At 29.8% G+C, this 26,455-nt stretch carries 24 protein-coding genes and 1 tRNA gene; 8 read left to right on the top strand and 17 right to left on the bottom strand.

Annotation, left to right across the window (positions count from 1 at the left end; translation table 11 throughout):
* Positions 1–55 precede the first annotated feature (55 nt).
* Together BWZ22_RS06835 and BWZ22_RS06830 are read right to left on the bottom strand one after the other, a co-directional pair.
* On the bottom strand, positions 56–541 hold the full coding sequence (locus BWZ22_RS06835) for a DUF1761 domain-containing protein (protein ID WP_076698878.1): 486 nt from the start codon (positions 539–541) through the stop codon (positions 56–58).
* An 81-nt stretch (positions 542–622) separates the two neighbouring features.
* Positions 623–2,629 (bottom strand): glutamine--tRNA ligase/YqeY domain fusion protein, encoded by a 2,007-nt coding sequence (locus BWZ22_RS06830; protein WP_076698877.1) that lies wholly within the window; start codon positions 2,627–2,629, stop codon positions 623–625.
* A gap of 91 nt (positions 2,630–2,720) precedes the next feature.
* Here BWZ22_RS06830 and folB point away from each other — a divergent pair, with 91 nt between their 5' ends.
* The gene (gene folB, locus BWZ22_RS06825) at positions 2,721–3,083 is read left to right on the top strand and encodes a dihydroneopterin aldolase (protein WP_076698875.1); all 363 of its coding nucleotides are present in this window, start codon (positions 2,721–2,723) and stop codon (positions 3,081–3,083) included.
* Positions 3,084–3,181: 98 nt separating this feature from the next.
* Positions 3,182–3,253, top strand: a tRNA-Cys gene (locus tag BWZ22_RS06820).
* 65 nt (positions 3,254–3,318) lie between these two features.
* Here the strand turns inward: BWZ22_RS06820 and BWZ22_RS06815 are convergent.
* Positions 3,319–4,254, bottom strand: a complete 936-nt coding sequence (locus BWZ22_RS06815; protein WP_076697213.1) for a transposase — start codon at positions 4,252–4,254, stop codon at positions 3,319–3,321.
* Between the two features lie 43 nt (positions 4,255–4,297).
* Positions 4,298–4,681: a hypothetical protein gene (locus tag BWZ22_RS06810; RefSeq protein ID WP_076697215.1), complete on the bottom strand. Its 384-nt coding sequence runs from the start codon at positions 4,679–4,681 to the stop codon at positions 4,298–4,300.
* Positions 4,682–4,774: 93 nt separating this feature from the next.
* Here BWZ22_RS06810 and BWZ22_RS06805 point away from each other — a divergent pair, with 93 nt between their 5' ends.
* Positions 4,775–5,290 (top strand): ubiquitin-like protein, encoded by a 516-nt coding sequence (locus BWZ22_RS06805; RefSeq protein WP_076698874.1) that lies wholly within the window; start codon positions 4,775–4,777, stop codon positions 5,288–5,290.
* A 22-nt stretch (positions 5,291–5,312) separates the two neighbouring features.
* Here the strand turns inward: BWZ22_RS06805 and BWZ22_RS06800 are convergent, their stop codons facing one another.
* The 4 genes from BWZ22_RS06800 to rnr form a co-directional block, all read right to left on the bottom strand.
* Positions 5,313–5,993 (bottom strand): LysE family translocator, encoded by a 681-nt coding sequence (locus BWZ22_RS06800; protein WP_076698872.1) that lies wholly within the window; start codon positions 5,991–5,993, stop codon positions 5,313–5,315.
* A gap of 119 nt (positions 5,994–6,112) precedes the next feature.
* Complete coding sequence (locus BWZ22_RS06795) at positions 6,113–6,784, bottom strand: head GIN domain-containing protein (RefSeq protein WP_076698871.1); 672 nt, start codon at positions 6,782–6,784, stop codon at positions 6,113–6,115.
* 82 nt (positions 6,785–6,866) lie between these two features.
* Positions 6,867–7,193: a YbjQ family protein gene (locus tag BWZ22_RS06790; protein WP_076698869.1), complete on the bottom strand. Its 327-nt coding sequence runs from the start codon at positions 7,191–7,193 to the stop codon at positions 6,867–6,869.
* 46 nt (positions 7,194–7,239) lie between these two features.
* On the bottom strand, positions 7,240–9,438 hold the full coding sequence (gene rnr / locus BWZ22_RS06785) for a ribonuclease R (protein ID WP_076698868.1): 2,199 nt from the start codon (positions 9,436–9,438) through the stop codon (positions 7,240–7,242).
* 616 nt (positions 9,439–10,054) lie between these two features.
* Here rnr and rpiB point away from each other — a divergent pair.
* From rpiB to BWZ22_RS06770, 3 genes are read left to right on the top strand one after another with little or no spacing between them, the layout of a single operon-like run.
* Entirely contained in the window at positions 10,055–10,489 is a 435-nt protein-coding gene (gene rpiB / locus BWZ22_RS06780) for a ribose 5-phosphate isomerase B (RefSeq protein ID WP_076698866.1), read from the top strand.
* Positions 10,490–11,407 carry a cation diffusion facilitator family transporter gene (locus BWZ22_RS06775; RefSeq protein WP_076698865.1) on the top strand — a complete coding sequence of 306 codons (918 nt, stop codon included), beginning with the start codon at positions 10,490–10,492 and terminating at the stop codon, positions 11,405–11,407.
* A 2-nt stretch (positions 11,408–11,409) separates the two neighbouring features.
* Complete coding sequence (locus BWZ22_RS06770; protein ID WP_076698863.1) at positions 11,410–11,856, top strand: GNAT family N-acetyltransferase; 447 nt, start codon at positions 11,410–11,412, stop codon at positions 11,854–11,856.
* Here the strand turns inward: BWZ22_RS06770 and BWZ22_RS06765 are convergent.
* The 4 genes from BWZ22_RS06765 to rnpA all read right to left on the bottom strand — a co-directional run bounded on the left by BWZ22_RS06765 (position 11,853) and on the right by rnpA (position 16,248).
* Positions 11,853–13,262: a T9SS type B sorting domain-containing protein gene (locus BWZ22_RS06765; RefSeq protein ID WP_076698862.1), complete on the bottom strand. Its 1,410-nt coding sequence runs from the start codon at positions 13,260–13,262 to the stop codon at positions 11,853–11,855. The two genes, BWZ22_RS06770 and BWZ22_RS06765, sit on opposite strands and share 4 nt — an antisense overlap.
* A gap of 3 nt (positions 13,263–13,265) precedes the next feature.
* On the bottom strand, positions 13,266–14,129 hold the full coding sequence (locus BWZ22_RS06760; protein WP_076698860.1) for an OmpA family protein: 864 nt from the start codon (positions 14,127–14,129) through the stop codon (positions 13,266–13,268).
* A gap of 114 nt (positions 14,130–14,243) precedes the next feature.
* Positions 14,244–15,878 (bottom strand): S41 family peptidase, encoded by a 1,635-nt coding sequence (locus BWZ22_RS06755; RefSeq protein ID WP_076698859.1) that lies wholly within the window; start codon positions 15,876–15,878, stop codon positions 14,244–14,246.
* The gene (rnpA, locus tag BWZ22_RS06750; protein ID WP_076698857.1) at positions 15,856–16,248 is read right to left on the bottom strand and encodes a ribonuclease P protein component; all 393 of its coding nucleotides are present in this window, start codon (positions 16,246–16,248) and stop codon (positions 15,856–15,858) included. The genes BWZ22_RS06755 and rnpA overlap by 23 nt, the downstream gene beginning before the upstream one ends.
* 188 nt (positions 16,249–16,436) lie before the next feature.
* Between rnpA and BWZ22_RS06745 the strand changes: the two genes are divergently transcribed.
* Entirely contained in the window at positions 16,437–18,287 is a 1,851-nt protein-coding gene (locus tag BWZ22_RS06745; protein WP_076698856.1) for an HPP family protein, read from the top strand.
* Between the two features lie 3 nt (positions 18,288–18,290).
* Positions 18,291–19,487, top strand: a complete 1,197-nt coding sequence (locus BWZ22_RS06740) for a succinylglutamate desuccinylase/aspartoacylase family protein (RefSeq protein ID WP_076698855.1) — start codon at positions 18,291–18,293, stop codon at positions 19,485–19,487.
* A 92-nt stretch (positions 19,488–19,579) separates the two neighbouring features.
* Here BWZ22_RS06740 and BWZ22_RS06735 read toward each other — a convergent pair whose 3' ends face one another.
* The 5 genes from BWZ22_RS06735 to BWZ22_RS06715 form a co-directional block, all read right to left on the bottom strand.
* Positions 19,580–20,800 carry a hypothetical protein gene (locus tag BWZ22_RS06735; protein WP_076698853.1) on the bottom strand — a complete coding sequence of 407 codons (1,221 nt, stop codon included), beginning with the start codon at positions 20,798–20,800 and terminating at the stop codon, positions 19,580–19,582.
* Between the two features lie 103 nt (positions 20,801–20,903).
* Positions 20,904–21,743, bottom strand: a complete 840-nt coding sequence (locus BWZ22_RS06730) for a LytTR family DNA-binding domain-containing protein (RefSeq protein ID WP_076698852.1) — start codon at positions 21,741–21,743, stop codon at positions 20,904–20,906.
* 220 nt (positions 21,744–21,963) lie between these two features.
* Positions 21,964–23,775, bottom strand: a complete 1,812-nt coding sequence (locus BWZ22_RS06725) for a M1 family metallopeptidase (protein ID WP_076698850.1) — start codon at positions 23,773–23,775, stop codon at positions 21,964–21,966.
* A 111-nt stretch (positions 23,776–23,886) separates the two neighbouring features.
* A complete protein-coding gene (locus BWZ22_RS06720) occupies positions 23,887–25,497 on the bottom strand; it encodes a S8 family peptidase (protein ID WP_076698849.1) in 1,611 nt (536 codons plus the stop codon).
* A 23-nt stretch (positions 25,498–25,520) separates the two neighbouring features.
* Positions 25,521–26,381 carry an MBL fold metallo-hydrolase gene (locus BWZ22_RS06715; protein ID WP_076698847.1) on the bottom strand — a complete coding sequence of 287 codons (861 nt, stop codon included), beginning with the start codon at positions 26,379–26,381 and terminating at the stop codon, positions 25,521–25,523.
* Between the last annotated feature and the right edge of the window lie 74 nt (positions 26,382–26,455).

Genomic DNA, 26,455 nt, shown 5'->3' with positions numbered 1-26,455 from the left:
AAAAGACCGAAGTTAAGCCCTTCAGTCTTTATTAGTATTTAAAAATTAATGATTTTTATTTCCAAGCACAAATGATGCCCCCCATAATAGCCAAAGTTACAATCCAGTATCCACTATTAATAAAGATGTATTTAGCACTTTTACGTTCAAATAAGGCATTGGTACCTAAAATTGGAAGCGCAATAAAAACGCCTGATAACGCCCCGTGTAATACGCCATGTTTAAAGGTTCTAAAAGCATCTGCGTAATCTGCCATAAAAGCATCATACGATGGGAGTGCGGTTGATGGGTCTCCCCCTACAAGGCTTAAAGCTCCCATTTGGTGAATAACAATTCCTGGTAACGCCGTAGATAATAAGAAAGCAAAAAATAAAGCTAAACCAAATATTTTAGCCATGTTAGCACCTTGTATTTTCTCTTCGGTCATATCTGCAGCTTTCATCCAAGCAGTTCCAAAAACTTTAGGATTATACCAAATAAATCCAACTACTAACGCCGAAACTGCTGCAACAATAATTGCAGGAAAATTAAATAAACCCATAATAATATTAGTTTTAGTTAGTACTTAAATATAACTAAAAATTGAATACCAAAGTTATATTTACCTTGATAACTACAATATTTATAGTGCTTTAGCTTCAGTAACTAACAGCTCATTTTTATCTTCTAAAGCTTTTGCTATAAAATTATTAATAGCGTCATTTTTTTCTAAACCATTTTTTAGTAAAACACCTAATGTTATTGCTGTTGCAATGCGAGTTCCTACTTTTTTTACGGCAGTTCCAAAAAGTGGTTCTAGCTCTTCATAAGTTACATTTTTTGCCAACTCTAAAATTTCGGCTTTTACTTTTTGTTGTTTAGCTTCTGGTAAATTAGTGTATTTCTTGCCTAATTTCTGAATTACATCAATAGCTTTTCTTTGATGTTGTTGTGGCTTTTGCTGATTATTATTTTGATTTGTTTGTTTAGGTTTAACCTTTGCCCAAGTATCTCTTAAACCAACTGTTTTATTAAAAATTAATTTATCGGCAGTGGTGTCATCATCAACGTTAAAATATCCTAAGCGTTGAAATTGAAACCTGTCTCCTACTTTAGCTTCTACCAAACTTGGTTCTGCATATGCCTCAATTATTTTTAATGAATTAGGGTTAATAAATTCCATGAAATCTTTGTCTTGATGAGCATCTGGAGCCTCATCCATAAATAAACGATCGTATTCCCTAACCTCAACTTTTATAGCATGTTGTATAGAAACCCAATGCAGCGTTCCTTTTACTCTTTTTGTGGTATCTGTAGAATATGTACAGTGTATTTCTGTAATATTCCCCTTAGAATCTTTAATAACACTTTCTGCTTTAATTATATAGGCGTTTTTTAAACGTACCTCACCTCCTAGTTTTAATCTAAAAAATTTATTTCCTGCTTCCTCTTTAAAATCTTCTCTTTCAATATAAAGTTCTCTTGAAAAAGGTACTTTTCTATAGCCTGCAGTTTCATCTTCAGGATTATTTTCAGCATCAAACCATTCTACTTTGTCTTCAGGATAGTTTGTAATAACTAATTTAACAGGATCTAAAACAGCCATTACTCTTGGAGCTGTTTTGTTTAAATCTTCACGAATACAAAATTCTAAAAGCGATACATCTATAACATTATCACGTTTGGCAACTCCAGCAGTTTCAACAAACTTTCTTAATGCATTGGGGGTATAACCTCTTCTGCGCAAACCAGAAATAGTTGGCATTCTGGGGTCATCCCATCCATTTACAACACCTTCATTTACCAATTGGAGTAACTTACGTTTACTCATTATGGTATAACTTAGGTTTAAACGAGCAAATTCCCTTTGTTTTGGTGGTAATGGTAAGGTATCTGAACTATATTTATGAACAATGTCTCTAAACCAATTATAGAGTTTTCTGTGAGGTTTAAACTCTAATGAACATAATGAATGTGAAACTTGTTCTATATAATCACTTTCGCCATGCGTCCAATCATACATAGGGTAAATACACCACTTATCACCTGTTCTATGATGATGGGCATACATAATACGATACATAATTGGGTCTCGCATAAGCATATTAGGATCTTCCATATCAATTTTGGCGCGCAATACATGGGTACCTGCCGGAAATTCGCCATTTTTCATGCGTGTAAATAAATCTAGATTTTCTTCAACACTTCGGTTTCTATAAGGACTATTGATTCCTACTTGCGTTGGAGTTCCTTTTTGTTCGGCCATTTCTTCGCTTGTTTGCGAGTCTACATAAGCCTTACCATCTTTTATCATTAACACAGCCCAATCATATAGCTGTTGAAAATAATCTGAAGAATACAATTCTTTATCCCATTTATAACCCAACCAAGCTACATCTCTCTTAATAGCATCTACATACTCTTGTTCTTCTTTAGAAGGATTTGTATCATCAAATCTAAGATTTACTGGGGCATTGTATTTTTCACCCAAACCAAAACTAATTCCTATAGCTTTGGTATGACCAATATGTAAATACCCATTAGGTTCTGGCGGAAACCTAAAGCGTAATTGGCTTTTTGGCATTCCATTTGCTAAATCTTCTTCTATAATTTGCTCAATAAAATTGAGTGATTTTTTTTCTTCAGACATTTTCTGGTGTTTTTCAACTAAACAAGCACCAAAATTACGGAAAATCAACTTATTTTCGCTTATTAAGTTTTTTGATTATATCTATTATAAAATGGGAATTATAAAAGTTGAAAATATTAGGGTTTACGCTTACCATGGTTGTTTAAATGAAGAAACAAAAATAGGAAGCGATTATAGAGTAGATTTAGAAGTAAAAGCCGATTTACAAACATCTGCAAAAACAGATGATTTAAAAGATACTGTTGATTATGTTTTTTTAAACAGAATTATAAAGGAGGAAATGAGTAAACCTTCTAAACTACTTGAAACAGTGGCTAAACGTATTTTAAATCGTATTTTTTCTGAAGATAAATTAGTAAAAAAAGCAACGGTTTGGGTTAGTAAAATTAACCCACCTATTGGCGGCGACGTTAATTTTGTAACGATAAAAATGACTGATAAGCGTAAAAAATAATTTTTAGTAAGGAAAAATCACAATTTTTTATACATTTGCACCGAGCTCTTGAAACATAATCAAGAGAACGTTTTACAAATTTTATATTTATAACAAATGGCGTTGTGGCCGAGGGGCTTAGGCACAGGTCTGCAAAACCTGCTACAGCGGTTCGAATCCGCTCGACGCCTCAAAAAAGCTTTCAGTTAATCTGGAAGCTTTTTGGATCAAGTCCAAAATCTGGGTTTTTACCATTTTAAGAATATAATTTAATCAAGCGATATAAGAAGTATTCCGTATTCCTGACTCCCCTAAATTGAGATCTAAAAGCCTTTACTTTGGCATTAAAGGATTCAGCTGAAGCATTAGTACTTCTGTTTATAAAATAGTTGAGTACAGAGCGGTAATTTAAAGTAATACTATTGGCTACCGTTTGGAAGCTCTTAAATCCTGACTCCTCTACATCTTTGTACCAGTGGGCTAGTTTGGTGTAAGCTACTTTAATATCTATGGCTTGGTTAAAAATATTCCTCAAGCCTTGAACAAGTCCATAAGCTTTCTTTAATTCTGGGTATTCATTAAACAATATCTGTCCCCTCTCTTTCTGATTTGGAGTCCATTTATCTGGGGATTTATACAGTAGATATCTACTCCTGGCCAGGAGTTGTTTTGAGCTATCACCATTAGAAAAAGTTACAGGTTTAAATTCTTTGTCGGCAGCTCTAGATAGCTTTATCTGTTCATTTTCTTGATCCAAAGCTTCCCATCGGTATTTGATACGAAGATCTTGGAGCGCCTCTATTGCCAGCTTCTGTACATGGAACCTGTCTGTTACTTGGATGGCTTTCGGGAAACATTTAGTGGAGATTGTTTTCATAGAGTTAGCCATGTCTAAGGTGATCTCTTTCACTTTAGCACGCTTCTTTGCTGGGATCTTCAAGAGTTGTTCGATAATAGGCTCCACTTTAGTTCCGTGGAATATCCCAACTAAAGCCCCTTTCTTTCCTTTGGCCTTCTTATTGGTAATGATGGTATAGAGCTCTCCCTTGGACAGCGCTGTCTCATCAATGGATAAATAAGAACCTAAGTTTTCAGGGAAAACAAGCCACTGTTTAGCATGACTCTTATGCTCCCATTGCTTAAAATCACTTAAGTGATCCTTATAATGTCTTTGAAGCCTTTTTCCGGACATACCATACTGGTGCCCAAGTTGTTGGCTGCTCAGAGCAGTATTATCAGTCGATTTCTTTTAAAAAAGCAGCAAACTCTTTTGATATTCGAGTTCCCTGTGCAATAAATTCATCCCATTCACGACTTACTTTAATCCTCTTTTTATCAAGTAGAACGTCCCAACGCCTTCGTTTAAGATTTAATGATAGTAGATTGTCTCGAACGGGATAATCCTCGATTATTCGAGGCTCCATGAAGCCACTGGCTTTATACTTGCAATCCTTGTACTTAGATGGTATTTGTTTTTTCTCCTCCAAATATATCGTTAGACGGTTCTCATATAAAACATGCTTTATAGGCTTCTTATCGAATCCAACAATATCAAAATACTCTAATATTCCTTCTGGTAATATTAAACTTAACAAGGATAACTCAGTGTCTTTATTCATCAATATAATTTAAAGTACAAAGAAAATTATTTTTCTCTTTAGACCCAACTTTTGAGATTGATCCAGCTTTTTTTAATAATTAAAACCAACCTAATGAAAAAATTTTACTCTTTAATTTTATTCTCTCTTCTATCATTAAATGCTATAGCTATGCAAATTTTTGTTAAAGATGAATCTGGCAAAACAATTACAATAGATGTAGAAGCTAACGATACTATTGATGCTGTAAAATCTAAAATTGAAGATAAAGAAGGTATTGCTGTTAATAATCAAATTTTAATTTTTAATGGTAATGAACTTGAAAATACTAGAACTTTAGCAGATTATAACATACAAAAAGAAAGTACGCTACTATTGCAAGTTTCTACTTTAAATATTAGTGAACTTAAAACTGTAAACCTAAAAGTGTATCCAAACCCTACCCAAGATTATTTGCATATTTCTGGATTATCTCAAAACCTAAACTATAAAATATTTAATTTAATTGGACAGGAAATTAACAAGGGAATAGTTTATGAACATGGAGACATTGATATATCAAACTTTCCTAATGGATTATATCTTTTAAAACTAGAGAATAGCTTTTTAATAAAAATTATAAAAGAATAAGTTAAAATAGTTTTATAGTTGTTTAATTTATAGGACTAATACGTTCTAACTTTTCTTTATTTTTTTCATAGGTTTCTGGAAACACTCCTTGAAATAATAACAAAATACCAAAACCTAATATTACTAAAGCAACTATTTTTTTTGTTTTAAAAATTAAACGCGGCGTTAATCTTTTTTTTATTCTTTTAGCTACTATAATTTTTACTAAATCTACCAACAAATAAGTAAGTAAAATGGTTCCTAAAAAAATTAAAACACCGTGTTTTGATGTTGTTAAAGTATTAGCTAAGGCTATAAAAACAACCCACCCAATAAGTACACCTATGTTTATAAAATTAAGTAGAAATCCTTTTATAAATAATTTTCCATAGCCTTTTTTAAATTCTACAGCATGATATTCTCTAACAATTTCTCTGAATGATTTTGATGTTTTTATAAAAGAAATAATACCGTAAGTTATTAGTAAAACACCTCCAAAAATTAAAAAATTAGGATCATCTTTAACTCTTTCTAAAAGCTTATTGGTACTAAAAAAAGCTACTAATATAAAAATGATATCGGCTAAAATAACTCCTAAATCAAAAATTAAAGCGCTTCTAAATCCTTTGGTAGCTCCTGTTTCTAACAGTACAAAAAATACAGGGCCAATAGTAAAGGCTAGTAAAATTCCGAATGGAATAGCTGTTAAAATATCATCAAACATAATTTTTAAGAAGCTTTACACAAAGTAAAGAAATATTCTTATGGTTTTGTAATGATATTAAAAATAAAAAACCACTAAAATTAGTGGTTTTTTATATAATTTATTTTAATATAAAATATCTACATTCGTTTTACTCTACCCCCAAGAACCTTGTTTTCATTAATAGTTGTAGGATTACCGTAAACATATACATCGCCTCCAGCTCTTATTTTTACATCTACTAAATCTGTTGCGTTTACATGAGCTTCACCAGCAGCTTTGATAGCTACTTCTGTTTTATTGGTTTTAAGTTCTGCTCCTTTATAAACACCACCTGTTAATAAAGAAATATTTTGACTTTTGGCTTTACCTGTAACTTTTACAATACCTCCAGTAACGGCTTTTACATTAGCATAAGTAACATCTAATTTTACATCTATATTAGCCCCTTCTTGAGTTTTTAAATCTATTTCAAATTGTTTTATTTTATTATCTGAATATACATTGGCGCCTTCATTTACATCAATAATATCTACATGAGAATAGTATAGTTTTACTTTAGTATCATTACCATTAAAAATTTCTTTTAACTTCATTTTAATTTTTAAGGTTCCGTTTTTGTTATTTAGTATAACGTTTTGGGTATTCTTTCCTGTAATAACTACCTTATTTTGATTTGATTTTATGAGTTCAACATTAATTAAATCATAAACTTTTAATTCACTAAATTCTCCTATTTCTTTCTCAACTGTATTTTGTGCTATAACAAAAGTTGATACTAAAAAAGCGCATATTATTAAAATCCTTTTCATGGTTTACTTTTTATATATTTTATTTAACGCAAAATTATCAAGAATTATACCGTTATAAATTAACTTTAAGAAAACTTTTTAATTAAATAGCTACTTTAACTGCTGTTCCGGTAATAGAAACTACCATATGAGATGAATTTGATAAAGGTTCTATATCTACTTTTATACCAACTACAGCATTAGCTTTAAGTTGTTGAGCGTTTTCTTTTAATTTTTGAAAGGCTTCTTCTTTAATAATTTCTAAACCTTCGGCATAAACTTGGTAGTATTTAGAAACATTAAACATCTCTTTAAAAGATAGTTTTTTTCCTTTATGGTTATAACTATTATTATAAGCTATACCACTTACTATACCTAAATAATCTACTATGTTATGACCTTCAATATTTTGTGTTGTTGTTAATATCATAATTAAGATTCTGTTTAAAGTATTAGTAAATATTTAAACAAATTTGTTACAATACATCTTCTGGTTTTCCTATTAAATTAAAATCTAAATGTTTTTTAACTAAATCTGTATTCTTAACTTTTACAACAACTTCATCTCCTAATTGATAAGTGTTTTTAGTATTTCTTCCTACTATAGCAAACTGACTTTCATCAAATACATAATGATCATCTGTAATATCTCTTAAACTAACCATTCCTTCGCATTTATTTGAAATTATTTCAACATAAATTCCCCAGTCTGTTACTCCAGAAATAACACCTACAAATTCTTGATTTTTATGGTCTTCCATAAAACGAATTTGCATATATTTTATAGAATCTCTTTCGGCTTTAGTTGCTAAATATTCCATGTTACTGGAATGTTGACATTTTTCTTCGTAAACCTCTTCACTTACAGATTTTCCGCCATCTAAATAATGTTGTAATAATCTATGAGCCATAACATCGGGGTAACGACGAATAGGAGAAGTAAAATGTGAGTAATAATCAAATGCTAAACCGTAATGCCCTATATTATGGGTAGTATATTCGGCTTTACTCATACTACGTATGGTTAGCGTATCTACTAAATTTTGTTCTTTTTTACCAACTACTTCGGTAAGAAGATTATTTAATGAAGCGGTGGTTGATTTTCTGTCTTTAAAATTTAGTTTATAACCAAATCTGCCAACTATATTTTGTAAAGCTGCTAATTTACTATCATCTGGCTCATCATGAACACGATATATGAAGGTTTTCTTAGGATTTTGTTTTCCTATAAATTCGGCTACTTTTTTATTAGCCAACAGCATGAATTCTTCAATTAGTTTATTAGCATCTTTACTGGTTTTAAAATACACGCCTTCTGGATTATTATCTTCATCTAAATTGAATTTTACTTCTACTTTATCAAAAGAAATAGCTCCATTCTTCATGCGTTTATTACGCATTATTTTTGCTAATTCATTTAATTTTAAAATAGCATTTGATAGATTTTCATTGGTTTTATAAGCTTTTCCTGTTAATGAAACATCTGAAGGAATTTCATTGGTTTTAGACTCAATTATGGCTTGCGCTTCTTCATAAGCAAAACGTGCATCGCTATAAGTTACTGTTCTTCCAAACCATTGGTGTTTTACTTCGGCTTTATCATTTATTTTAAATACTGCTGAAAAGGTATATTTTTCTTCATGAGGACGCAATGAACAGGCATTATTAGATAACACTTCTGGTAACATAGGTACTACTCTATCTACTAAATACACAGATGTTGCCCTATTGTAAGCTTCGTCATCTAAAACGGTACCTTCTTTTACATAATGTGATACATCGGCAATGTGAATACCTATTTCATACAATCCGTTTTCTAAAACTTTAAATGATAAAGCATCATCAAAATCTTTAGCATCTTTTGGATCTATAGTAAATGTAAGATCTTGACGCATATCTCTACGTTTGGCAATTTCATCTTTGGTAATAGAGGTATCTATTTTATTAGCAAAATCTTCTACTTCATAAGGAAATTCAAAAGGTAATCCGTATTCTGAAAGAATAGCATGAATTTCTGTATTATGATCACCAGGTTTACCTAAAACTTTAATAACTTTACCATATGGAGAATCGGCTTTTTCGGGCCAATCTTCTAGTTTAACTAAAACTTTATCACCATCTTCAGCTTTAAATGTTTTGTTAATGGGTATAAAAATATCTTTATACATTTTATTGCTATCTGGAATAACAAATGCATATTTATCATGTAATTGAATAACGCCTACGTATTCACTTTTAGCGCGTTTAATAATTTGTGTTATTTCACCTTCTAACTTACCGCGTTTTCTACGTTTATACACATAGAATTCTACTTCATCACCATTTAAGGCTTTGTTAATATTATTAGAGGCTATATATACATCATCATCAAACGCATCACTAATAATATACCCAGATCCTTTTGCAGATAAATCTAAAATACCAGTATGGTATTCTGCAGTTACTACAGCTTTAAATTTACCTCTATCTACTTGTTCTATTTCTTGTTTAGCTGCAAGTTTGGCTAGTGTTTTTATAATTTGATTACGGCTACTAGCATCATTAACACCAAGTTTAGCTGCAATTTGTTTATAGTTATAAGTTTTGTTTCTGTCTTTTTTTAATATACTAAGAATAGTATTTGTAAGGTTGGAAATTCCCTTTTTTCTGGATTTCCCTTTTCTTTTTTTTGTCATTTATTTTTAATCATATTCTATTTCCGTAAGTTAATGGAAATTCTGTTATTAAATAGCTTTATTTTAAGAGGAGAATGGCTATTTATTTTATGCAAAGCTACGCTTTTATTATTAAACTATATTTAATTAGTGTTAAATTCAACTTATTCACATTATATATTATAATATCTTTTTCTTTTAAAAATTTAAAAAAATAATAATGGTTATTATAGTGTGTTAATAACTGGTATAACTTTTTTAAAGTTTATTTTGAAAAGTTATTTATATAAGTTTATTGATAAGAAATAAACAGCCTCTTACTTTGTTAAGTAGTTAAAAATTAAGTTATTTTAAATTTATATTAACAATTGTTTATAACTCCAATTAACAAGATTTTTTAATAAAATTATTACTTAACATTGGTTATTAACATACTTTTTAGTGCTAATAACTTAACTAAAAATTTACATTAACTAATTTGGATGTTAACTAAACATTATGGATTGTAAAATAAGTTGAATTTTGCAAGTTTATTTTTTAGAAAGTAATGAACAGTTATTAACAAGTAATTAATAACACCGTTCACAATATTTATAATTAGTACTTTTGTTAAAAATAAAAACACACAAATAAAATTATGACTATTTCTATAGGAAACGACCATGCTGGTACAGACTATAAATTTGCTATTGTAAAATATCTTGAAGATAAAGGATATACAGTTATTAATCATGGTACAGATACTAGTGATAGTGTAGATTATGCAGATTTTGTGCATCCTGTTGCCGAAGATGTTGAAAACAATAAATCTACCTATGGTATTTTAATTTGCGGTAGTGCTAATGGTGTTGCTATGACCGCTAATAAACATCAAAAAATACGTGCTGGTTTATGTTGGAATAATGAAATTGTAGAACTTATCCGCCAGCATAATAATGCAAATATTTTATGTATTCCTGCTAGGTTTACCGCTATTCCGCAGGCAGTTAAAATGGTTGAAACATTTTTAAATACAGATTTTGAAGGTGGCCGTCATCAAAAAAGAATAGATAAAATACCATTATCTTGTTAAATGAGTCATTCACACACTCATAATCACTCTCATTCTCATACCGATTTAAAAGGTAGAAATCTTTTTATATCTATCTTTTTAAATATATTAATTACAGCATCTCAAATTATTGGGGGTTTAGTATCAGGAAGTTTAGCATTATTAAGTGATGCTTTACATAATTTTTCTGATGTACTGTCTTTATTAGTTAGTTATATTGCTAACAGACTTACTAAAAAGAAAGCTTCAGCATATAGAACTTTTGGTTATAAACGTGCCGAAATTTTAGCAGCTTTTATTAATGCCGCTACATTAGTTATAGTAGCAGTTTTATTAATTATTGAAGCGGTTAAAAGGTTTCAAAATCCACAAGAAATAGAATCTAACCTTGTTATTTGGTTATCACTTTTAGGTATTGTAGCTAATGGCCTAAGCGTACTTTTATTAAAAAAAGACTCTGATGTTAATATGAATATACGCAGTGCTTATATACATTTATTAACAGATATGATGGCAAGTGTTGCGGTATTAATAGGTGGTTTATTAATGAAGTTTTATCAAATTTATTGGGTAGATAGTATTTTAACTTTAGTTATAGCTATTTATTTAATTTTTATGGGATTAGATTTATTAAAAGAATCTACTAAAGTACTTATGTTATTTACACCAGATGATATTCCTGTAAAAAAAATTGTTGATGAAATAAATGCTTTTAAAAGTATTAAAAATGTGCATCATGTACATATATGGCAATTAAATGAAGAAGAAATACATTTAGAGGCGCATATAGATTTTAATAAGGATATAACTTTATCTGAGTTTGATTATATATTACAAGATATTGAAACATTGGTGTTTAAAAAGTATCAAATAAATCATGTAAATATTCAACCAGAGTTTGGTAAAGATGATGCTAAAGACATTATTGTACAAGATTAAAAATGCTAGTAATAAAAACTAAAACATTTTCTCAACTTACTACCCAAGAGTTATATAGTTTACTTCAATTACGTAGTGAGGTGTTTGTTGTAGAACAAGATTGTGTATATCAAGATATTGATGGTAAAGATCAAAAAGCACTACATATTTTAGGATATAATAATGATATTTTAGTTGCTTATACACGTATTTTTAAACCAGGTGATTATTTTGATAAAGCTAGTATTGGTAGGGTAGTGGTAGCTAAAAATAAAAGACAATTTAAATATGGTAATGCTATTATGGAAGCTTCTATAAAAGCTATTAAAACATATTTTAATGAAAGTACAATTAAAATTTCTGCACAATGTTATTTAAAAAGGTTTTATAACAACTTAGGCTTCAAAGAAGTAGGAGCGGAGTATTTAGAAGATAATATACCTCATATTGCTATGATTAAAAATAATTAGCGTTTTAAAGTAAAATGTCCTTTTATAGGAATATCTGCTTCACGGTAAATAACAAACCAATAATCATCAGTATACATTAATTTACCATTAAAAGTACCATCCCATTCAAAAGCATTTTTAGTTAAAGTTTTTAATAATTTACCGTATCTGTTATATATATTAATTAGTGTAAAAGAATTTGTGTTATCAATTACTTTCCAAGTATCATTTGTACCATCGTTATTTGGTGTAAAATATTTAGGAATAAAATATTCGCCTTCAAAAATGGTTACATAAAAACTGGTTTCATTACTAAAACATACTGTTTCATTGTATATGTAAATGGTTTGAGATTCAGAAATTATATCTCCTGCATATAATGCTAAACCATTTGCATCAGGTTCTGTGTAATAATTTCCATTACTTAAAGTTGGCAAGGTGTAATTTGTAAAAGAAGTAACATCATTTAAATTATCAACAGCCACAAAATTATCACATTCACTTTCTGAAGATACGTAGTTTGAAAATGTTGCTGGTTCCCAATTAGCAGGAATGTTATTAGGGTTATCAACAACTACACAACTTAAATTTGTATTATTTTCAAAATAAACATTAGTAGTATTGCTGTTATTTCCGTTATTCATGTTTATTAAACACAAATTATTATTAGAGCAATTTAAAGTTGTTAAAGATGAATTTTGGCTAAGATCTAATTCTGTTAATTCATTTTCAAAACAAATTAATGTGTTTAATGATGTATTTTGAGTAAGATTTAAACTTGAAATTTGATTAGAATTACATGATATATATGATAAATCTATATTATTATTAACATCTAAATTTGTTAATAAATTACCATCACATTCTAATCTATTTAAAGAAGTATTATTGGTAACATCTAAACTAGTTAAACTATTTAATCCGCAAGTAAGAACATTTAAATTTAGGTTATTACTAACATCTAAATTTGATAAATTATTATTTTCACAACGTAGTGAAATTAAATTAGGATTTTGACTAACATTTAAGGTAGAAATAGCATTATTAAAACACCACAATATTTGTAAATTAGTATTATTAGTTACATCTAAATTGGTAAGGTTATTAGCATCAACAAATAACTGTGTTAATTTTAAATTATTTGAAATATTAATGTTAGTAAGTTGGTTATTAGTACATTCTAGTATAGATAAATTAGTAAAATCTTCAATACCAGTTAAATCTGAAATGTTTTTAGAACTTATATCTAATGCTGTTATACTAGCAATATTAGCGGTAGGTACATAATCATTTAAAGGAGCTGTATCATAGCCTAAATCTATTAGAGCTTGTTCAAAATTATCATCTGGAATAAATGTATTTTGTGAAATGCAAGTTATACTTACTGTAAATAAGAAAGCGAAAAATAAGAAAGCTTTATTACACATTGATTATTGGTTCTCATCACCAACATAAGTGATTAAAATTTCAACCCGTCTATCATATTTAGGGTCGCCACCTAAAGGAAATTTTCTGCGCATGCCCATATAACGCATTCGTCTTTTATCTACACCTTTTTTTGCAAAGTAATCATACACAAATTTTGCTCTGGCTTCAGAGAGGTTACGTTTTTTTGTTCTTCTATCTACAGCATCTCTAGAGTATTTAGTACAACAAACATGCCCTTGAATTGTAAAATAAATATTATCGCGCTCTACTAAAGCTTCTGCAATAGATTCTAAAGTTTTTTTAGACTCTGGAGTTATTCTAGCATAACCAGTTTTAAATAAAATATTTTCAAAAATAATTTTATCTCCAGCCTTTAGTTTACTTCTTATCTGTTCTGCTTCAGTTTTCTTTTTATTAACTTCAACAACCTCTTTTTTAGGTTCAGGCTCTGGTTCTGGTTCTTTAGGTTTTACAATAATTTCTACTTTTCTATTTAGGCCTCTAATTTTTAAAATGTTTTTTTCATCAACAATTTTAAGTAAAACTTTGCCTTTACCATCAACATTTGTAATAAGGCTTTCGCTAATTTCATTATTAGAAAAAATGCTTTTTATAGCTTCTGCTCTTTGTTGCGATAGTTTTAAATTATAAGTATCTGCACCTCTATCATCACAAAATCCATAAATAGAGATAGATTCAATATCTACATCGGTTAACGTTGAAATAAATAAAAGTAATCGGTTTTTTTCTGTAGAAGGAACTTCGTACTTATCAGTATCAAAATATACTTCATGGGTTAATTTTTGCGAAAACACTAACCCACAAGTAAATAAAAAAGATATTATAAATACAAGCAGTTTATTCATAGTAGGATTTCATAAATATTGGGATATAAATATACTATTTTTAAACAATTAGCCCTGAAATTGCTATTGTTTTAAGTTAAATTGCAAATACTAAAGGTTAAAAAACAATAAATTTTAATTTAAATACCCTAAATATGTTGATGTATTACTAAGTATTTCTGTTGCTTTTTTAATTTTAGAATCATGTACTTTATAATATTCATATAAGCCTTCTCTATAGGCATAACGTTTTACAATTTCTTCAGTTAACAGGTCTAATAAAAAGTTTTTATTTTCATTAATAATATCTTCTTTAGAACGATTTAAATTTGAAATTAAGGTATTAAAATCTTTTTCAATGTTATCATCTAATTCTTCATTAGCAGCAGCTTCAAAAGCTTTATAAAGTGCTTTTTCGGTTTTAGTTTTAAATGAAAAATTATTGGTTTTTAAATATGTTTTAAAGTCTGAAAAATCAGCATCTGTAAGTTTAAAATCATTTAAATTGTTAATGTTGTGGTTGTAATAATAGTTAGTTGCAAAATTGAATATTAAATCATCATTTACAATGGCGTTGGTAACTGTAGCATTTTTAGAAGCATCAAAAGCAACATCTGGAAATACACCGCCACCATCAAAAACTTTACGTCCGTTTTTAGTTTTAAATTCATTATAATTTTCTTGTTTTACACGTACAGCGTTACCTTTTTCATCTCTATTCCAATAATCTAAAGATTGAATACATCTGCCAGATGGTGTATAGTATCTAGAGATAGTAATTTTAACTTGTGTACCATACGTTAGTTGTTTAGGACGCTGTACTAAACCCTTACCAAAACTTCTTGAGCCTACTATAACAGCTCTATCTAAATCTTGCAAAGAACCCGAAACAATTTCGCTTGCTGATGCACTTTTGCCATCTATTAAAACAACTAAAGGTATTTCTGTATCTATAGGTTCAGATTGGGTGTAATAGGTTTTATTGTATTTTTTTACTTTAGATTTTGTGGTAACTACCAATTGGCCTTTAGGTACAAATAGGTTTACAATTTTAATAGCTTCATTTAATAAACCACCTGGATTTCCGCGTAAATCTAATATAATACGTTTAGCACCTTGAGCTTTTAAATCACGTAGGGCATAATCAGTTTCTTTGTGTGCTTTTCTATTAAATTTACTTAAAACAATATACCCGGTATTATCATCTATCATAGAGAAATGAGGTACTGCTTTAATTTCTACTTCAGCTCTTTCAATGGTGGTAGTTGCGGTTTTTCCTTGCCTTTTATAAGTTACTTCTATTTTGGTGCCTGCAGTTCCTTTAAGTAAATCGCTACTATTTTCTTTAAAGTCTTTAATTAGGGTGTTGCCTACTTTTATAATTTCGTCACCTGCTTTTAATCCTGCTTTATCTGCAGGATAATCTTTATAAGGTTCTACAATTACTAGTTTGTCTTTAAAAGTTTTTACTTTGGCACCAATACCTGTGTAGTCTCCTGTATTATTAATTCTTGCAGCTTCAACATCTTGCTCATTCATAAAATTGGTGTACGGATCTAAATCTGCCAACATGCTTTTAATGGCGGTATCCATTAAATCGCCTGGGTTGGTTTCATCAACATAATTCATGTTGATTTCTTTAAAAAGTGTGGTAAAAATTTCTATTTGTTTAGCAATTTCAAAGAAATCATTTTTAAAAGCTGTTGTGCTTAAAAAAATAGTAGCTGCTAAGGCTATAAGGATAAATTTATTCTTGACTATTTTTTTCATAGGAAATTTTGTTTAAAAACTTTTCAAACACCTTATTCATACTTGTTTCAACTTGATAAAAAGTTGGTTTCTTTTTGCCAATGTACAAAATCATAAACGCATATTGTGTTGTAATGTTGTTAAAATAAGTAGCTTTATTAAGTCTGTAAGATTCTCTTAATAAGCGTTTTATTCTATTTCTATCTACAGCAGTTTTAAAATAACGTTTACTTACAGAAACGCCGGTTTTAGCAACAATATTTTCTTCAAAAGTAGTTTCTAAATATACCAAACGCAACGGAAAGGTAGAAACCGATTTGCCCTCTGTAAATAGCTGGTCTATAAGTTTTTTACTTTTTAATTTTTCTTTTTTTCCGTAAGTAAAATTCAATGAAGTGTTTTTTAAAAACCAAAGGTAGCAAAATATAACCCTATAATTAATAAAAGTAATATTTAGAAAGGCTAATTATTTCCTAGTTATCATTATAATGCATCATTGTACATATGATAAAAATCATAGTTTAAACCCCTATTCAAAATTAACTTAGCCTAGTTAAAGCAACTTAAAAATATAGGGTTATGGGAGATTTAAATGTAATAGAATTAAAAGGTAATAAAGATAGAGCAAATTACGTACATCATTTATTAAATGATATAAAAGCACTTGATTTAATAATAGAAAGAGGTCTTATAGAAGAAGCCCCTATTAGGGTAGGCGCAGAACAAGAATTTTGTATAGTAAATGAACAATTTTCACCAGAAAATAAATCGTTAGAGATTTTAAAAGATATTAATGACGACCATTTTACTACCGAAATTAGTAGCCATAACCTTGAAATTAATTTAGATGCCCAAGAATTAAAAGGTCTTTGCTTTTCTAAAATGTATGAGCAGTTAGAATCGTTATTAGAAAAAGCCAAAAAATCGGCAGCTAAAAAAAATGCAAAAATTATACTAACAGGTATTTTACCTTCTTTAACGGTTAAAAATTCTGATGAAAAAAACATGACCGAAGAAGAACGCTATGCGGTTTTAAATGATGCTATAAAAGGCCATAGAAGACAAAACTTTGATATACACATTAAAGGTGTTGATGAACTTAATTTATTACATGACTCGGTAATGTTAGAAGGCTGTAATACCAGTTTTCAAATGCATTTACAATTAGGTCCTAAAAATTTTGTAGATAATTATAATTGGGCGCAGGCTATTTCGGGCCCTATTTTAAGCGCTTGTACAAACTCTCCTATTTTATTTGGAAAAGAACTTTGGAGCGAAACTAGAATTGCGCTATTTACCCAAAGTGTTGATACTAGAACTAGTTCATTTTTATTAAACGAAAAACAATCTAGAGTTAGCTTTGGTACCAAATGGCTAACAGGATCAGTAACCGAAATATTTAAAGATAACATTTCTAGGTTTAGAAGCATTTTAACTTCAAGATTTATAAAAGATAGTGTTGAAATGCTTAATAACGGAGAAATACCTAAATTAAAAGCATTAGGGTTACATAACGGTACTGTTTACCCTTGGAATAGAGTATGTTATGGTATTATAGACGGTAAACCAAACTTACGTATAGAAAATAGATACCTACCCTCTGGTCCAACAACAAAAGATGAAATTGCAAACTTTATGTTTTGGGTTGGCGTAATGTTAGGTAAACCAAAAACGTATGATAACATTCATGAAAAATGGGATTTTAAAGATGTAAAAACTAATTTCTTTAATGCTGCCAGATATGGTATGGCAGCCCAATTTTATTGGAACGGAAAATACATTTCTAGCTATGATTTAATTTTGAATGAATTATTACCAATGGCCTATAAAGGCTTATACAAATATGGCATTTCACCACAAGATGCAGAATACTATTTAAGAATTATAAAAAATAGAGTACATAACAATAACGGTTCAGAGTGGTTAATAAGAAATTATAGAAATTTACTAAAAACCCATAAACGTTATGAAGCAATGCAAGTACTAACTGCAAATTTATACGAAAAACAAGAAAAAGGTTATCCTGTTTCTACATGGGGTATGTTACACCACAGTACAGAATCTAAGTTTAAAGACCAACGTGTTGTTAAACATATTATGAGTTCAGATATTTTTTCAGTTGATAAAAAAGATAGTGTAGAATTAGTTTTTAACATTATGAAATGGAAAAATATTCATCACATGCCTGTAATTAATGGCGATAGAGAACTTATTGGTTTATTAAGTTGGAATGATATAAAAGATTGTTTTGATAAGCCTAAAAAACTTAATAAGAGCATTGGTACTATTATGAAAACAAACATGGTTACTATTGATGAATACGCACCTGTAGATGAAGCTAGAGACTTAATGATAGCTAACAATATAGGTTGTTTACCAGTAGTAAATAAGAAAGAATTAATAGGTCTTGTTACCGTAAATGATTTATAAAATATGGTAAATGTTTACAGTAAAGCCTTAAATAAAACCATAACAGTAAAAAGACAAATAGGTAAAATTAAAGGAGCAAACTCCGGACCAACATTTGTTATTTTTGCTGGTATTCATGGTAATGAAACATCGGGTGTTTTTGCTGTAAACCAAGTTTTAAATACTATTAATTCTAAAAATATTGGCGGAGTCATTTATGCTATTGCTGGTAACTTAAAAGCGCTTAGTGCACACCAACGTTTTATAGACCAAGATCTAAATAGGTTATGGACAACAGATAATATTGCTACTATTAAAAATAAAGCGCATTTAAATTCTGATGAAAAAGAACTTATAGCGCTGTTAGATATATTAAACAACATTATAACTACCAATAAGCCCCCATTTTACTTTATAGATTTACATACAACCTCTAGTAAAACTTTGCCTTTTATTACCATAAATGATGCATTAATAAACCGAAAATTCTCAAAACATTTTCCAGTGCCTATTGTATTAGGTATAGAAGAGTATTTAACAGGCCCTCTGTTAAGCTACATAAATAAACTAGGTTATGTATCTTTAGGTTTTGAATCTGGTCAGCATGATGATGTTAATGCTATAACCAATAGTGTAGCTTTTTTAAATTTAGCATTAGTAAATGCGGGTGTAATTAAAAAAGATAGTAAAAAGTATAACGTTAATTATAATATACTTAAAGAGCAATCAAAAAACACTCAAAATTTTTTAGAAATCATTCATTTACATAAAATTAAGAAGGATGAAAATTTTAAAATGCTAAGTGGTTTTAAAAGTTTTCAAAAAATTAAAAAAGGAGTCCCTCTTGCTGTTAGTAACGGCGTTAATCTTTTATCAAAATATACAGGCCTTATATTTATGCCCTTATATCAAAAGCAAGGTGCAGATGGGTTTTTTATTATAAGAATTATAAAACCATTCTTTTTAAGGTTATCAGCGTTTTTAAGACGTATTAAAATAGATGGTTTACTAGTAGTATTACCCGGAATAACTTGGTTAAATAAAACCGAAGGTATTTTAAGAGTAAATTTAAAAGTAGCAAAGTTTTTTGCTAAACCTATATTTCACTTGTTGGGTTACCGAAGTAGATATTCAAATGAAATATATTTGGTCTTAAACAACAGAGAGCGTGTAGCTAAAACCAGCATGTATAAAAATGAAAAATGGTATAGAAGGTTTTAGGCTTGTTTAAAAAATTTAGAGATTTTTTAGTTATGTCTTAAATCATTTAAAACAATTAGTTAAATATAAATTATACGAATTTTTAGGCCTAGTTAATTCTCATCAGGTAAAATCCAATCTGCATTTCTAACAAATAAAATATATTGAGCATAATCAGTTGTTGAAGTACCATCAATAATATCATAGGCATCCCAAATAGATATCAATTTTTTAACTTTTGTACCTCTTGTGGAGTTTAAATAGGGTGAATTTTCAGCATCTAACTTTAATAAACTTATAGTGTTAGGTTTTGTTACCTTTTTATAGTCTGCAATTCCTTGTATGTACATAAATAATCTATTGTCTTGCGAATACTTAAAACGTGTAAATGCTTTGCCTTTATCTTGCATAAATTTAGGTAACGCTCTGCTATCTACAGTTAATTTAGAGTCTACATATAAACTATTTAAGCTAACTATTTTATTGGTAAAAGGCAATGTTGTGTCTCTTTTTATACGTCCAGCAAACGTATAATTATATGCTTGTAAAGTATGTGAAAAACCAAATCCGCCATAAATAATCATATTTTTCCATTGATTTTGTGTATACAATCTTTTAAAATTTTGATACATAAACTTATCTCTACTTCTGTTTTCTTTGTAATTATTTAGATTGAATGCTATGTTTTTTAATAAATTAAGAGTGTTTGCATCTAAATAAGATTTCTCATTTTCTAAAATAGTATTGAGTTTGTTTTTAGACCATGAAATCAACAAATCATTATCATTTTGAATCTCTTTGTGATATTTTTTAGGAAGTTTTTCTTTCAATAATTTTCTAATCAGTTCAAAGTCTGCTATTCTATCTACACCAACAAGCTCAAACTTTGAATTTTCAGGAAGTTGATGATAATAGGTTCTCATTTTCTCCCATTTATTTCTGTATTGTTGAGAAATACTTCCAATAAAAACAGGCCATTTTTTCAATATATTTTTTAGTTCAAGGTTATCAGAACCTTTTATATATTCTTGTAAATAATATCCTTGAGCAATGTCCATTTCGGCCAAATAGACGTCTACTTTTATTTTTTCGTTAAGTTGAGTAAACATTGCAAAATCTATTCTTGGAGACGTTTCTACTTCATGTACTTCGCCTACCAAAAAAAGTTTATTTTCATAAAAATTAGTATCTAGTGAATTAAACAGAAGAGAATCTGTCATTTTAACTACTTCAGTATTTTCTTTTAGGTATTTAACATATTTACTTGAAGAGCAGCTAGTAAAAAGTGCTATTAACATTACTAAGAAAATAAATGTAAGTGTATGCGTTTTCATTTGTTGTGGTTTTAAGTTCTCTACAAATAGAAAACATAAAAACAACAACAAAAAAAGAGTGTGACTAACTTGAAATTTTTGGGTTAACTTTGAAGTATGTGGGCTAACTTTGAAGTTCTAGGGATGAATTTGAAAGCCTTTTATTTAAGGCTTTATAGTAAACTTGAGAGATTGGTATGATATCTTCAGTTTCCGAAATGTGCATAAAACGTTTTCTTGCATTTCCTTCTACAGATGTAAGATAATCTAGGTTCACCAAATAAGAACGATGCACTTGCCAAGCCTTAGGTAATTGTTTCATAATATTAGATAGTGTATTACGAAATGTTTTCTGTTTTACACCTTTTTCTGTTTTAAAATAAACATCTACATAATTCTGTTGTGCTTTTGCAAAAATAAAATCAGATTCTAAAATGGTTAAAGTTTCAGATTTATTGTTTCCTGTAATAGTAATTGCAACCTTTTCTTCAACATGTTTTTTTCTGGGTAACGGAACCTCAATTAAGCCATATTTAGAACGTAAATAAAGCCACAAAGGCACCACAATAGGTGTAAATGGTAAACAGAATGTTTTAGCAAAACCCCATATGGCATGAAAAGTAAAAGCTTGTAGATTGCTAATTACTAAAAAATGATAAAAGAAAGCAAAAACAAATATTAAGAAAAGTGTTACGGCAATATATAGAAACTCATTCATTACAAACCAACGATTTGTTTGCTTGTTGTAAATATAATTTTCAATAGGATGAACTAGAAGCAAAGGTATTAGAATACAAAAGGCATAGCCTGATAGAATGATATATTTATAAGAAAATGTATTGCTATTGTCAAAAGGTTCTAAAGTTATTAATAGCAATGGTACTAAGGCTCCTAATACAACAGATATCAAAAAGGTATGCTTCCATTTTTTTGTATAAGCAATAGTTTTATTTAATGAGATCATTATGGATTTAAAATATTTTTTAAGCCTATTTGAAGCTATTGAATACTCACATGAGCTTTCTTAAATATGCCTAACTATAGAATTTATGTTGTTTTAATGATTTATATTCTGTGTTAAACGAAGGTAGCAAATTTTAGTTCAAAGTTAACATCAATAGCGCTTGGGTATAAAAAAACCGCCTAGAAATAAGCGGTTTTTATAAAGAGTAAATTAAAACGAGTTACTTTTTATTGTTTGTTTTGTTTACATCGGCCATAAGTTCACTAGGGTCTATTTGTACGCTTTTAACCTCTTTAGTGGTTTTAAACGTATAGGTTGGGTATGCCCAAGCCCAATCTTTAATTATAGTTGCTGTGGTAGGTTTTTCACCACGCATCATTTGTAATGGTATATAAAAATTTTCTGTAGAACCATCGGTATAAGTAATGCTTAAATCAATAGGCATTGGCATTAAACCAATACGCTCTAAGGTAATGGTGTTTCCTTCAACCTGTTTAACAGCATAATCTATGGTATTGGTTGTTTTGGTAAAATCTGTTAAGTACCAATCTAATTCTAACCCCGAAACTTTTTCGGCAACTCTAATAAAATCGTTTGGTGTAGGATGTTTAAAAGCCCAATCTACAAAGTATTGTTTTAAAGTTTTTTTCAGGTTTTCTTCTCCAATTACATAACCTAATTGGGCTAAAAATACTTCCCCTTTATTATATGCAGAAATACCATATACTTGGTTGTAATGATATCTATCGGCATGTGTTGTAAGGGGTTGTTGGCTGTTTGAGTTAGCTAAATAAATATATGCTTTGTAAGCATTTTTAAATGGATTTTTATTGTTTTGTTCCATTATTTCGTTCATAGCTAAATCACTAATATAGCTTGTAAACCCTTCATCCATCCACTCGTGTTTAGCTTCATTGGTTGCTAATAAAAATTGAAACCATGAGTGAGCCAATTCATGTGCTGTAACACCTACTAAACTACCAAAACTACGTTGACCAGTAATTAGCGTACACATAGCGTATTCCATACCGCCATCGCCACCTTGAATTACAGAATATTGCTTATAAGGGTATTTACCAATATGCTTACTGTAATATTGCATTAGTTCAACAACTTTTGGTTGAAATTTTTTCCAATCTTCTTTCTGTTGTGCAGATAATGTGTTTTTATAGTAAAAGTTTAATATGGGTCCGTTAGGTACTTGTATTGTATCATGAATATAATCTGGATCCGCAGCCCAAGTAAAATCGTGTACATTAGGAGCTGTAAAGTGTAGTGTTTTTTTGTTGTTTTCAACTTTTGGTTCGCCATTTAGGTAACCAGTACCTCCAACAACGTAGTTTTTATCAATAGTTAATTTAACATCAAAATTTCCCCAAACACCATGAAATTCTCTTCCTATATAAGGGTCTGCATGCCACCCTTCAAAATCATATTCTGCTAATTTAGGGTACCATTGTGTCATAGATAAAGCAACCCCTTCTTTGTTATTTCTACCAGAACGACGTATTTGAAGTGGCACTTGTGCGTTAAAAACCATATCAAAAGTTACTTTTTCACCTGGTTTAATAGGTTTTGCTAAATCTACTTCTAACACAGTACCTACCGTTTCGTGTTTTAAAGCAACTCCGTTTTGTTTTAAAGAGTTAACTTTTATGTATCCAATTTCATTGGGTTTTAGTTTACTAATACGGTCTCCAACTCTTGGGTCTGGGTCTGCAATGGTTCTTGAACGTACATCCATTTCACTATCAGGTTGAAATGCGTTAAAGTATAAATGATAATATACTTTGTTTAATACATCGGGTGAATTATTGGTGTAAACTAAAGTTTGTTTACCTTTATATTGATAGGTGTTTACATCCATATCAATTTCCATCTTATAATCTACATGTTGTTGCCAATATGTATTAACCGATGAAGAAACCAATGGTGTTTTAGGTGTAGTGGGAGATGTTATTTCAGTATTATTAGTACCCCCACAAGACCATAAAAAAATAAAGCTTAAAAAAACAATAAGAAAACGATTCATAGAGTTAAATTTTAAACAAATGCCGAAATCTTAGTTTCGGCATTTTATTATTATATTTCCCCAAAAACACACTTTAGCAAGCTTTGTGTGTACAAGTGAGACAAGATTATATTAGTTTGTGCTAGACATTTTAGAAGCCATTATTAAGGCATTGTATGCATTGGCAATTTTACCAGATTTAACAATGTCTGCAAACGGACGAACATCATCACTATTACCACCAACAATAACTTTAGTGTGAATAGCTAAACCAGAGTCCATAATAATTTGTTTTACCTGAGCAGCACTTAATTTAGGGTAATAAGAACGAATTAAAGCAGCAACACCAGCAACAGCAGGAGCTGCCATAGAAGTTCCGCCTTTAGTCATATATTCATTTTCTGGAGTGGTAGAATAAACCGAAGCACCAGGAGCAAAAATATCTACATTTTTCTTACCGTAGTTAGAAAAGCTTGCAACCATGTTAGATCCATATTTAGGTGCTAAAGCTCCCACTCTAATATATGTGTTTGATATTTCTACATAATTTACATTATCATCTGGAAAATTAGGTGCTGTATCTACATCTTTACTATCATTTCCTGCAGCGTGTACAAAAACTACATCATTATCACTAGCATATTTTATAGCTTCGCGCACATAATCACTATGTGGAGAAAAGCTTTTACCAAAACTTCCGTTTATAACTTTTGCACCATTATCAACAGCATAACGAATGGCTAATGCTACATCTTTATCGTATTCATCGCCATTAGGTACAGTTCTTATACACATAATTTCAACATTATTAGCAACACCATTAACACCTAAACCGTTGTTACGTTCTGCAGCAATAATACCTGCCACGTGTGTACCATGACTTTCACTTTTTTTAACGGGTTTTACATTACCATTACCGTAATATTTAGTTGTAAAATCGTTTGGATCATCGCCATTTACGCGTCCGTTAAATTCTTTGTTTAGGTTATAGTTTAAACGTTCGTTTATACTTTCTAACCCGCTGTTTAGCTCTTTTACTGCATCTTCTAAAGAGTCTAAACCATTACTAAACATATATTTTGCTAACTGTACAGATTTTTGTAAATCTTCATCTTCAGTTTTAATAGCGTTAACCTCTTCTTTTGTATAATCTTTTTTACCAAAATGACCTGTTAAAGTTTCATGAGCGCTAGAAACTTGAGCAAGAATTTGCTCATAGCGTGTTTTACGCTCCATCCATTTTGGGTATTCTTTGTTATATTCTTCTAAAGCTCTATCATAATCGGGGTTGGTTTTATCGCCTTTTGCTAAAATTCTAACATATTCTAGTTGTTCATCATAACCATCTCCTAAAAAGTTCCAGCCATGTACGTCATCAATGTATCCGTTTTTATCGTCATCAATTCCGTTGTTGGGTTTTTCATCTTTATTAACCCAAATAACGTCATCTAAATCTTCGTGATCTATATCAATTCCAGAGTCTATAACGGCAACTATTACTTTTTTTCCTTTTTTATTTTTAATTATTTCGGTATAGGCTTTATCAACACTCATACCAGGAATGGTATCTTTTACCAAATCTAAATGTCCCCAGTTTTCTTTTTCAGCTTTTGTTAGTTCTGAAACTTTTAATGGGATTTTGTCTATATTTTCAATGGGTGTTGAAATTATATTTGCTGTACCACAACTAGCCATAATTAAGGCCGAAAATGTTGTAGCGGTTAACACTTTAAATGTTCTCATATGTAATAATTATTTTAGTTTTTTTAATTGAATATTTCTTGCGTTGTGTATGTGGCTTTTAGCCTAACGCCTTTTTCTGTTTGTTTTACGGTTATTATTTCGTTATGTGCATCATGCTCTAAGAATAGGTAATAGTTATTTTTTGCTGCTAGGTTAAGAAATTTTTCTTTTTCGTTTAATGTTAATAAAGGACGTGTGTCATAACCCATAACGTAAGGAATGGGTAAATGCCCAACGGTTGGCAATAAATCTGCCATAAAAACAATGGTTTTTCCTTTGTAGTTAATTATAGGAATCATTTGTTTATCGGTATGTCCATCAACAAAAAAGATATCAAAATTTAACTCTGAGTTTTTTAAGGTATCGGTGTTTGGAACAGCTGTAAATTTTAGCTGTCCGCTTTCTTCCATTGGTAAAATGTTTTCTTTTAAAAAAGAAGCTTTTTCTCGTCGGTTAGGTTTGGTAGCCCACTCCCAATGGTTTTTATTACTCCAAAAGTGCGCGTTTTTAAAAGCGGGTTCATAACCTGTTTTATCTTTATTCCACTGAATGCTACCTCCGCAATGATCAAAGTGAAGATGGGTTAAAAACACATCTGTAATATCATCTTTATGAAAACCATATTCTTTTAAAGATTTGTTTAAAGAATAATCGCCCCAAAGGTGATAGTATCCAAAAAATTTATCAGATTGTTTATTGCCCATGCCGTTGTCTATTAATATTAGCCTGTTACCGTCTTCAATAAGCAAACAACGCGCTGTTAAATCAATCATATTATTGGCATCTGCGGGATTGGTTTTTTGCCATAAAGATTTAGGAACTACCCCAAACATGGCACCTCCATCTAACTTAAAATTCCCAGCATTTATAGGGTATAAATTCATAACATATTATAAAGGAAAGTACAAATTGAGTTATGTTTTTAATGTATGTATTTTGATAACTTTCACTTTGTGAG

Source organism: Seonamhaeicola sp. S2-3, assembly GCF_001971785.1.
In the GTDB taxonomy this organism is placed as follows: domain Bacteria; phylum Bacteroidota; class Bacteroidia; order Flavobacteriales; family Flavobacteriaceae; genus Seonamhaeicola.
The sequence above is the reverse complement of the archived record's forward strand: the minus strand, read 5'-3'. Positions and strand labels throughout refer to the sequence as shown.

Bases quoted from the DNA above. Each gene is read 5' to 3' on its own strand.
- BWZ22_RS06730 (WP_076698852.1), bottom strand. From the start codon at position 21,743: ATGATCTCATTAAATAAAACTATTGCTTATACAAAAAAATGGAAGCAT.
- BWZ22_RS06815 (WP_076697213.1), bottom strand. From the start codon at position 4,254: ATGTCCGGAAAAAGGCTTCAAAGACATTATAAGGATCACTTAAGTGAT.
- BWZ22_RS06810 (WP_076697215.1), bottom strand. From the start codon at position 4,681: ATGAATAAAGACACTGAGTTATCCTTGTTAAGTTTAATATTACCAGAA.
- BWZ22_RS06775 (WP_076698865.1), top strand. From the start codon at position 10,490: ATGAGTCATTCACACACTCATAATCACTCTCATTCTCATACCGATTTA.
- BWZ22_RS06735 (WP_076698853.1), bottom strand. From the start codon at position 20,800: ATGAAAACGCATACACTTACATTTATTTTCTTAGTAATGTTAATAGCA.
- BWZ22_RS06755 (WP_076698859.1), bottom strand. From the start codon at position 15,878: ATGAAAAAAATAGTCAAGAATAAATTTATCCTTATAGCCTTAGCAGCT.
- BWZ22_RS06745 (WP_076698856.1), top strand. From the start codon at position 16,437: ATGGGAGATTTAAATGTAATAGAATTAAAAGGTAATAAAGATAGAGCA.
- BWZ22_RS06725 (WP_076698850.1), bottom strand. From the start codon at position 23,775: ATGAATCGTTTTCTTATTGTTTTTTTAAGCTTTATTTTTTTATGGTCT.
- BWZ22_RS06830 (WP_076698877.1), bottom strand. From the start codon at position 2,629: ATGTCTGAAGAAAAAAAATCACTCAATTTTATTGAGCAAATTATAGAA.
- BWZ22_RS06715 (WP_076698847.1), bottom strand. From the start codon at position 26,381: ATGAATTTATACCCTATAAATGCTGGGAATTTTAAGTTAGATGGAGGT.
- BWZ22_RS06770 (WP_076698863.1), top strand. From the start codon at position 11,410: ATGCTAGTAATAAAAACTAAAACATTTTCTCAACTTACTACCCAAGAG.
- BWZ22_RS06795 (WP_076698871.1), bottom strand. From the start codon at position 6,784: ATGAAAAGGATTTTAATAATATGCGCTTTTTTAGTATCAACTTTTGTT.
- BWZ22_RS06765 (WP_076698862.1), bottom strand. From the start codon at position 13,262: ATGTGTAATAAAGCTTTCTTATTTTTCGCTTTCTTATTTACAGTAAGT.
- BWZ22_RS06760 (WP_076698860.1), bottom strand. From the start codon at position 14,129: ATGAATAAACTGCTTGTATTTATAATATCTTTTTTATTTACTTGTGGG.
- folB (WP_076698875.1), top strand. From the start codon at position 2,721: ATGGGAATTATAAAAGTTGAAAATATTAGGGTTTACGCTTACCATGGT.
- BWZ22_RS06740 (WP_076698855.1), top strand. From the start codon at position 18,291: ATGGTAAATGTTTACAGTAAAGCCTTAAATAAAACCATAACAGTAAAA.
- BWZ22_RS06720 (WP_076698849.1), bottom strand. From the start codon at position 25,497: ATGAGAACATTTAAAGTGTTAACCGCTACAACATTTTCGGCCTTAATT.
- BWZ22_RS06790 (WP_076698869.1), bottom strand. From the start codon at position 7,193: ATGATATTAACAACAACACAAAATATTGAAGGTCATAACATAGTAGAT.
- rnr (WP_076698868.1), bottom strand. From the start codon at position 9,438: ATGACAAAAAAAAGAAAAGGGAAATCCAGAAAAAAGGGAATTTCCAAC.
- BWZ22_RS06800 (WP_076698872.1), bottom strand. From the start codon at position 5,993: ATGTTTGATGATATTTTAACAGCTATTCCATTCGGAATTTTACTAGCC.
- BWZ22_RS06835 (WP_076698878.1), bottom strand. From the start codon at position 541: ATGGGTTTATTTAATTTTCCTGCAATTATTGTTGCAGCAGTTTCGGCG.
- rpiB (WP_076698866.1), top strand. From the start codon at position 10,055: ATGACTATTTCTATAGGAAACGACCATGCTGGTACAGACTATAAATTT.
- BWZ22_RS06805 (WP_076698874.1), top strand. From the start codon at position 4,775: ATGAAAAAATTTTACTCTTTAATTTTATTCTCTCTTCTATCATTAAAT.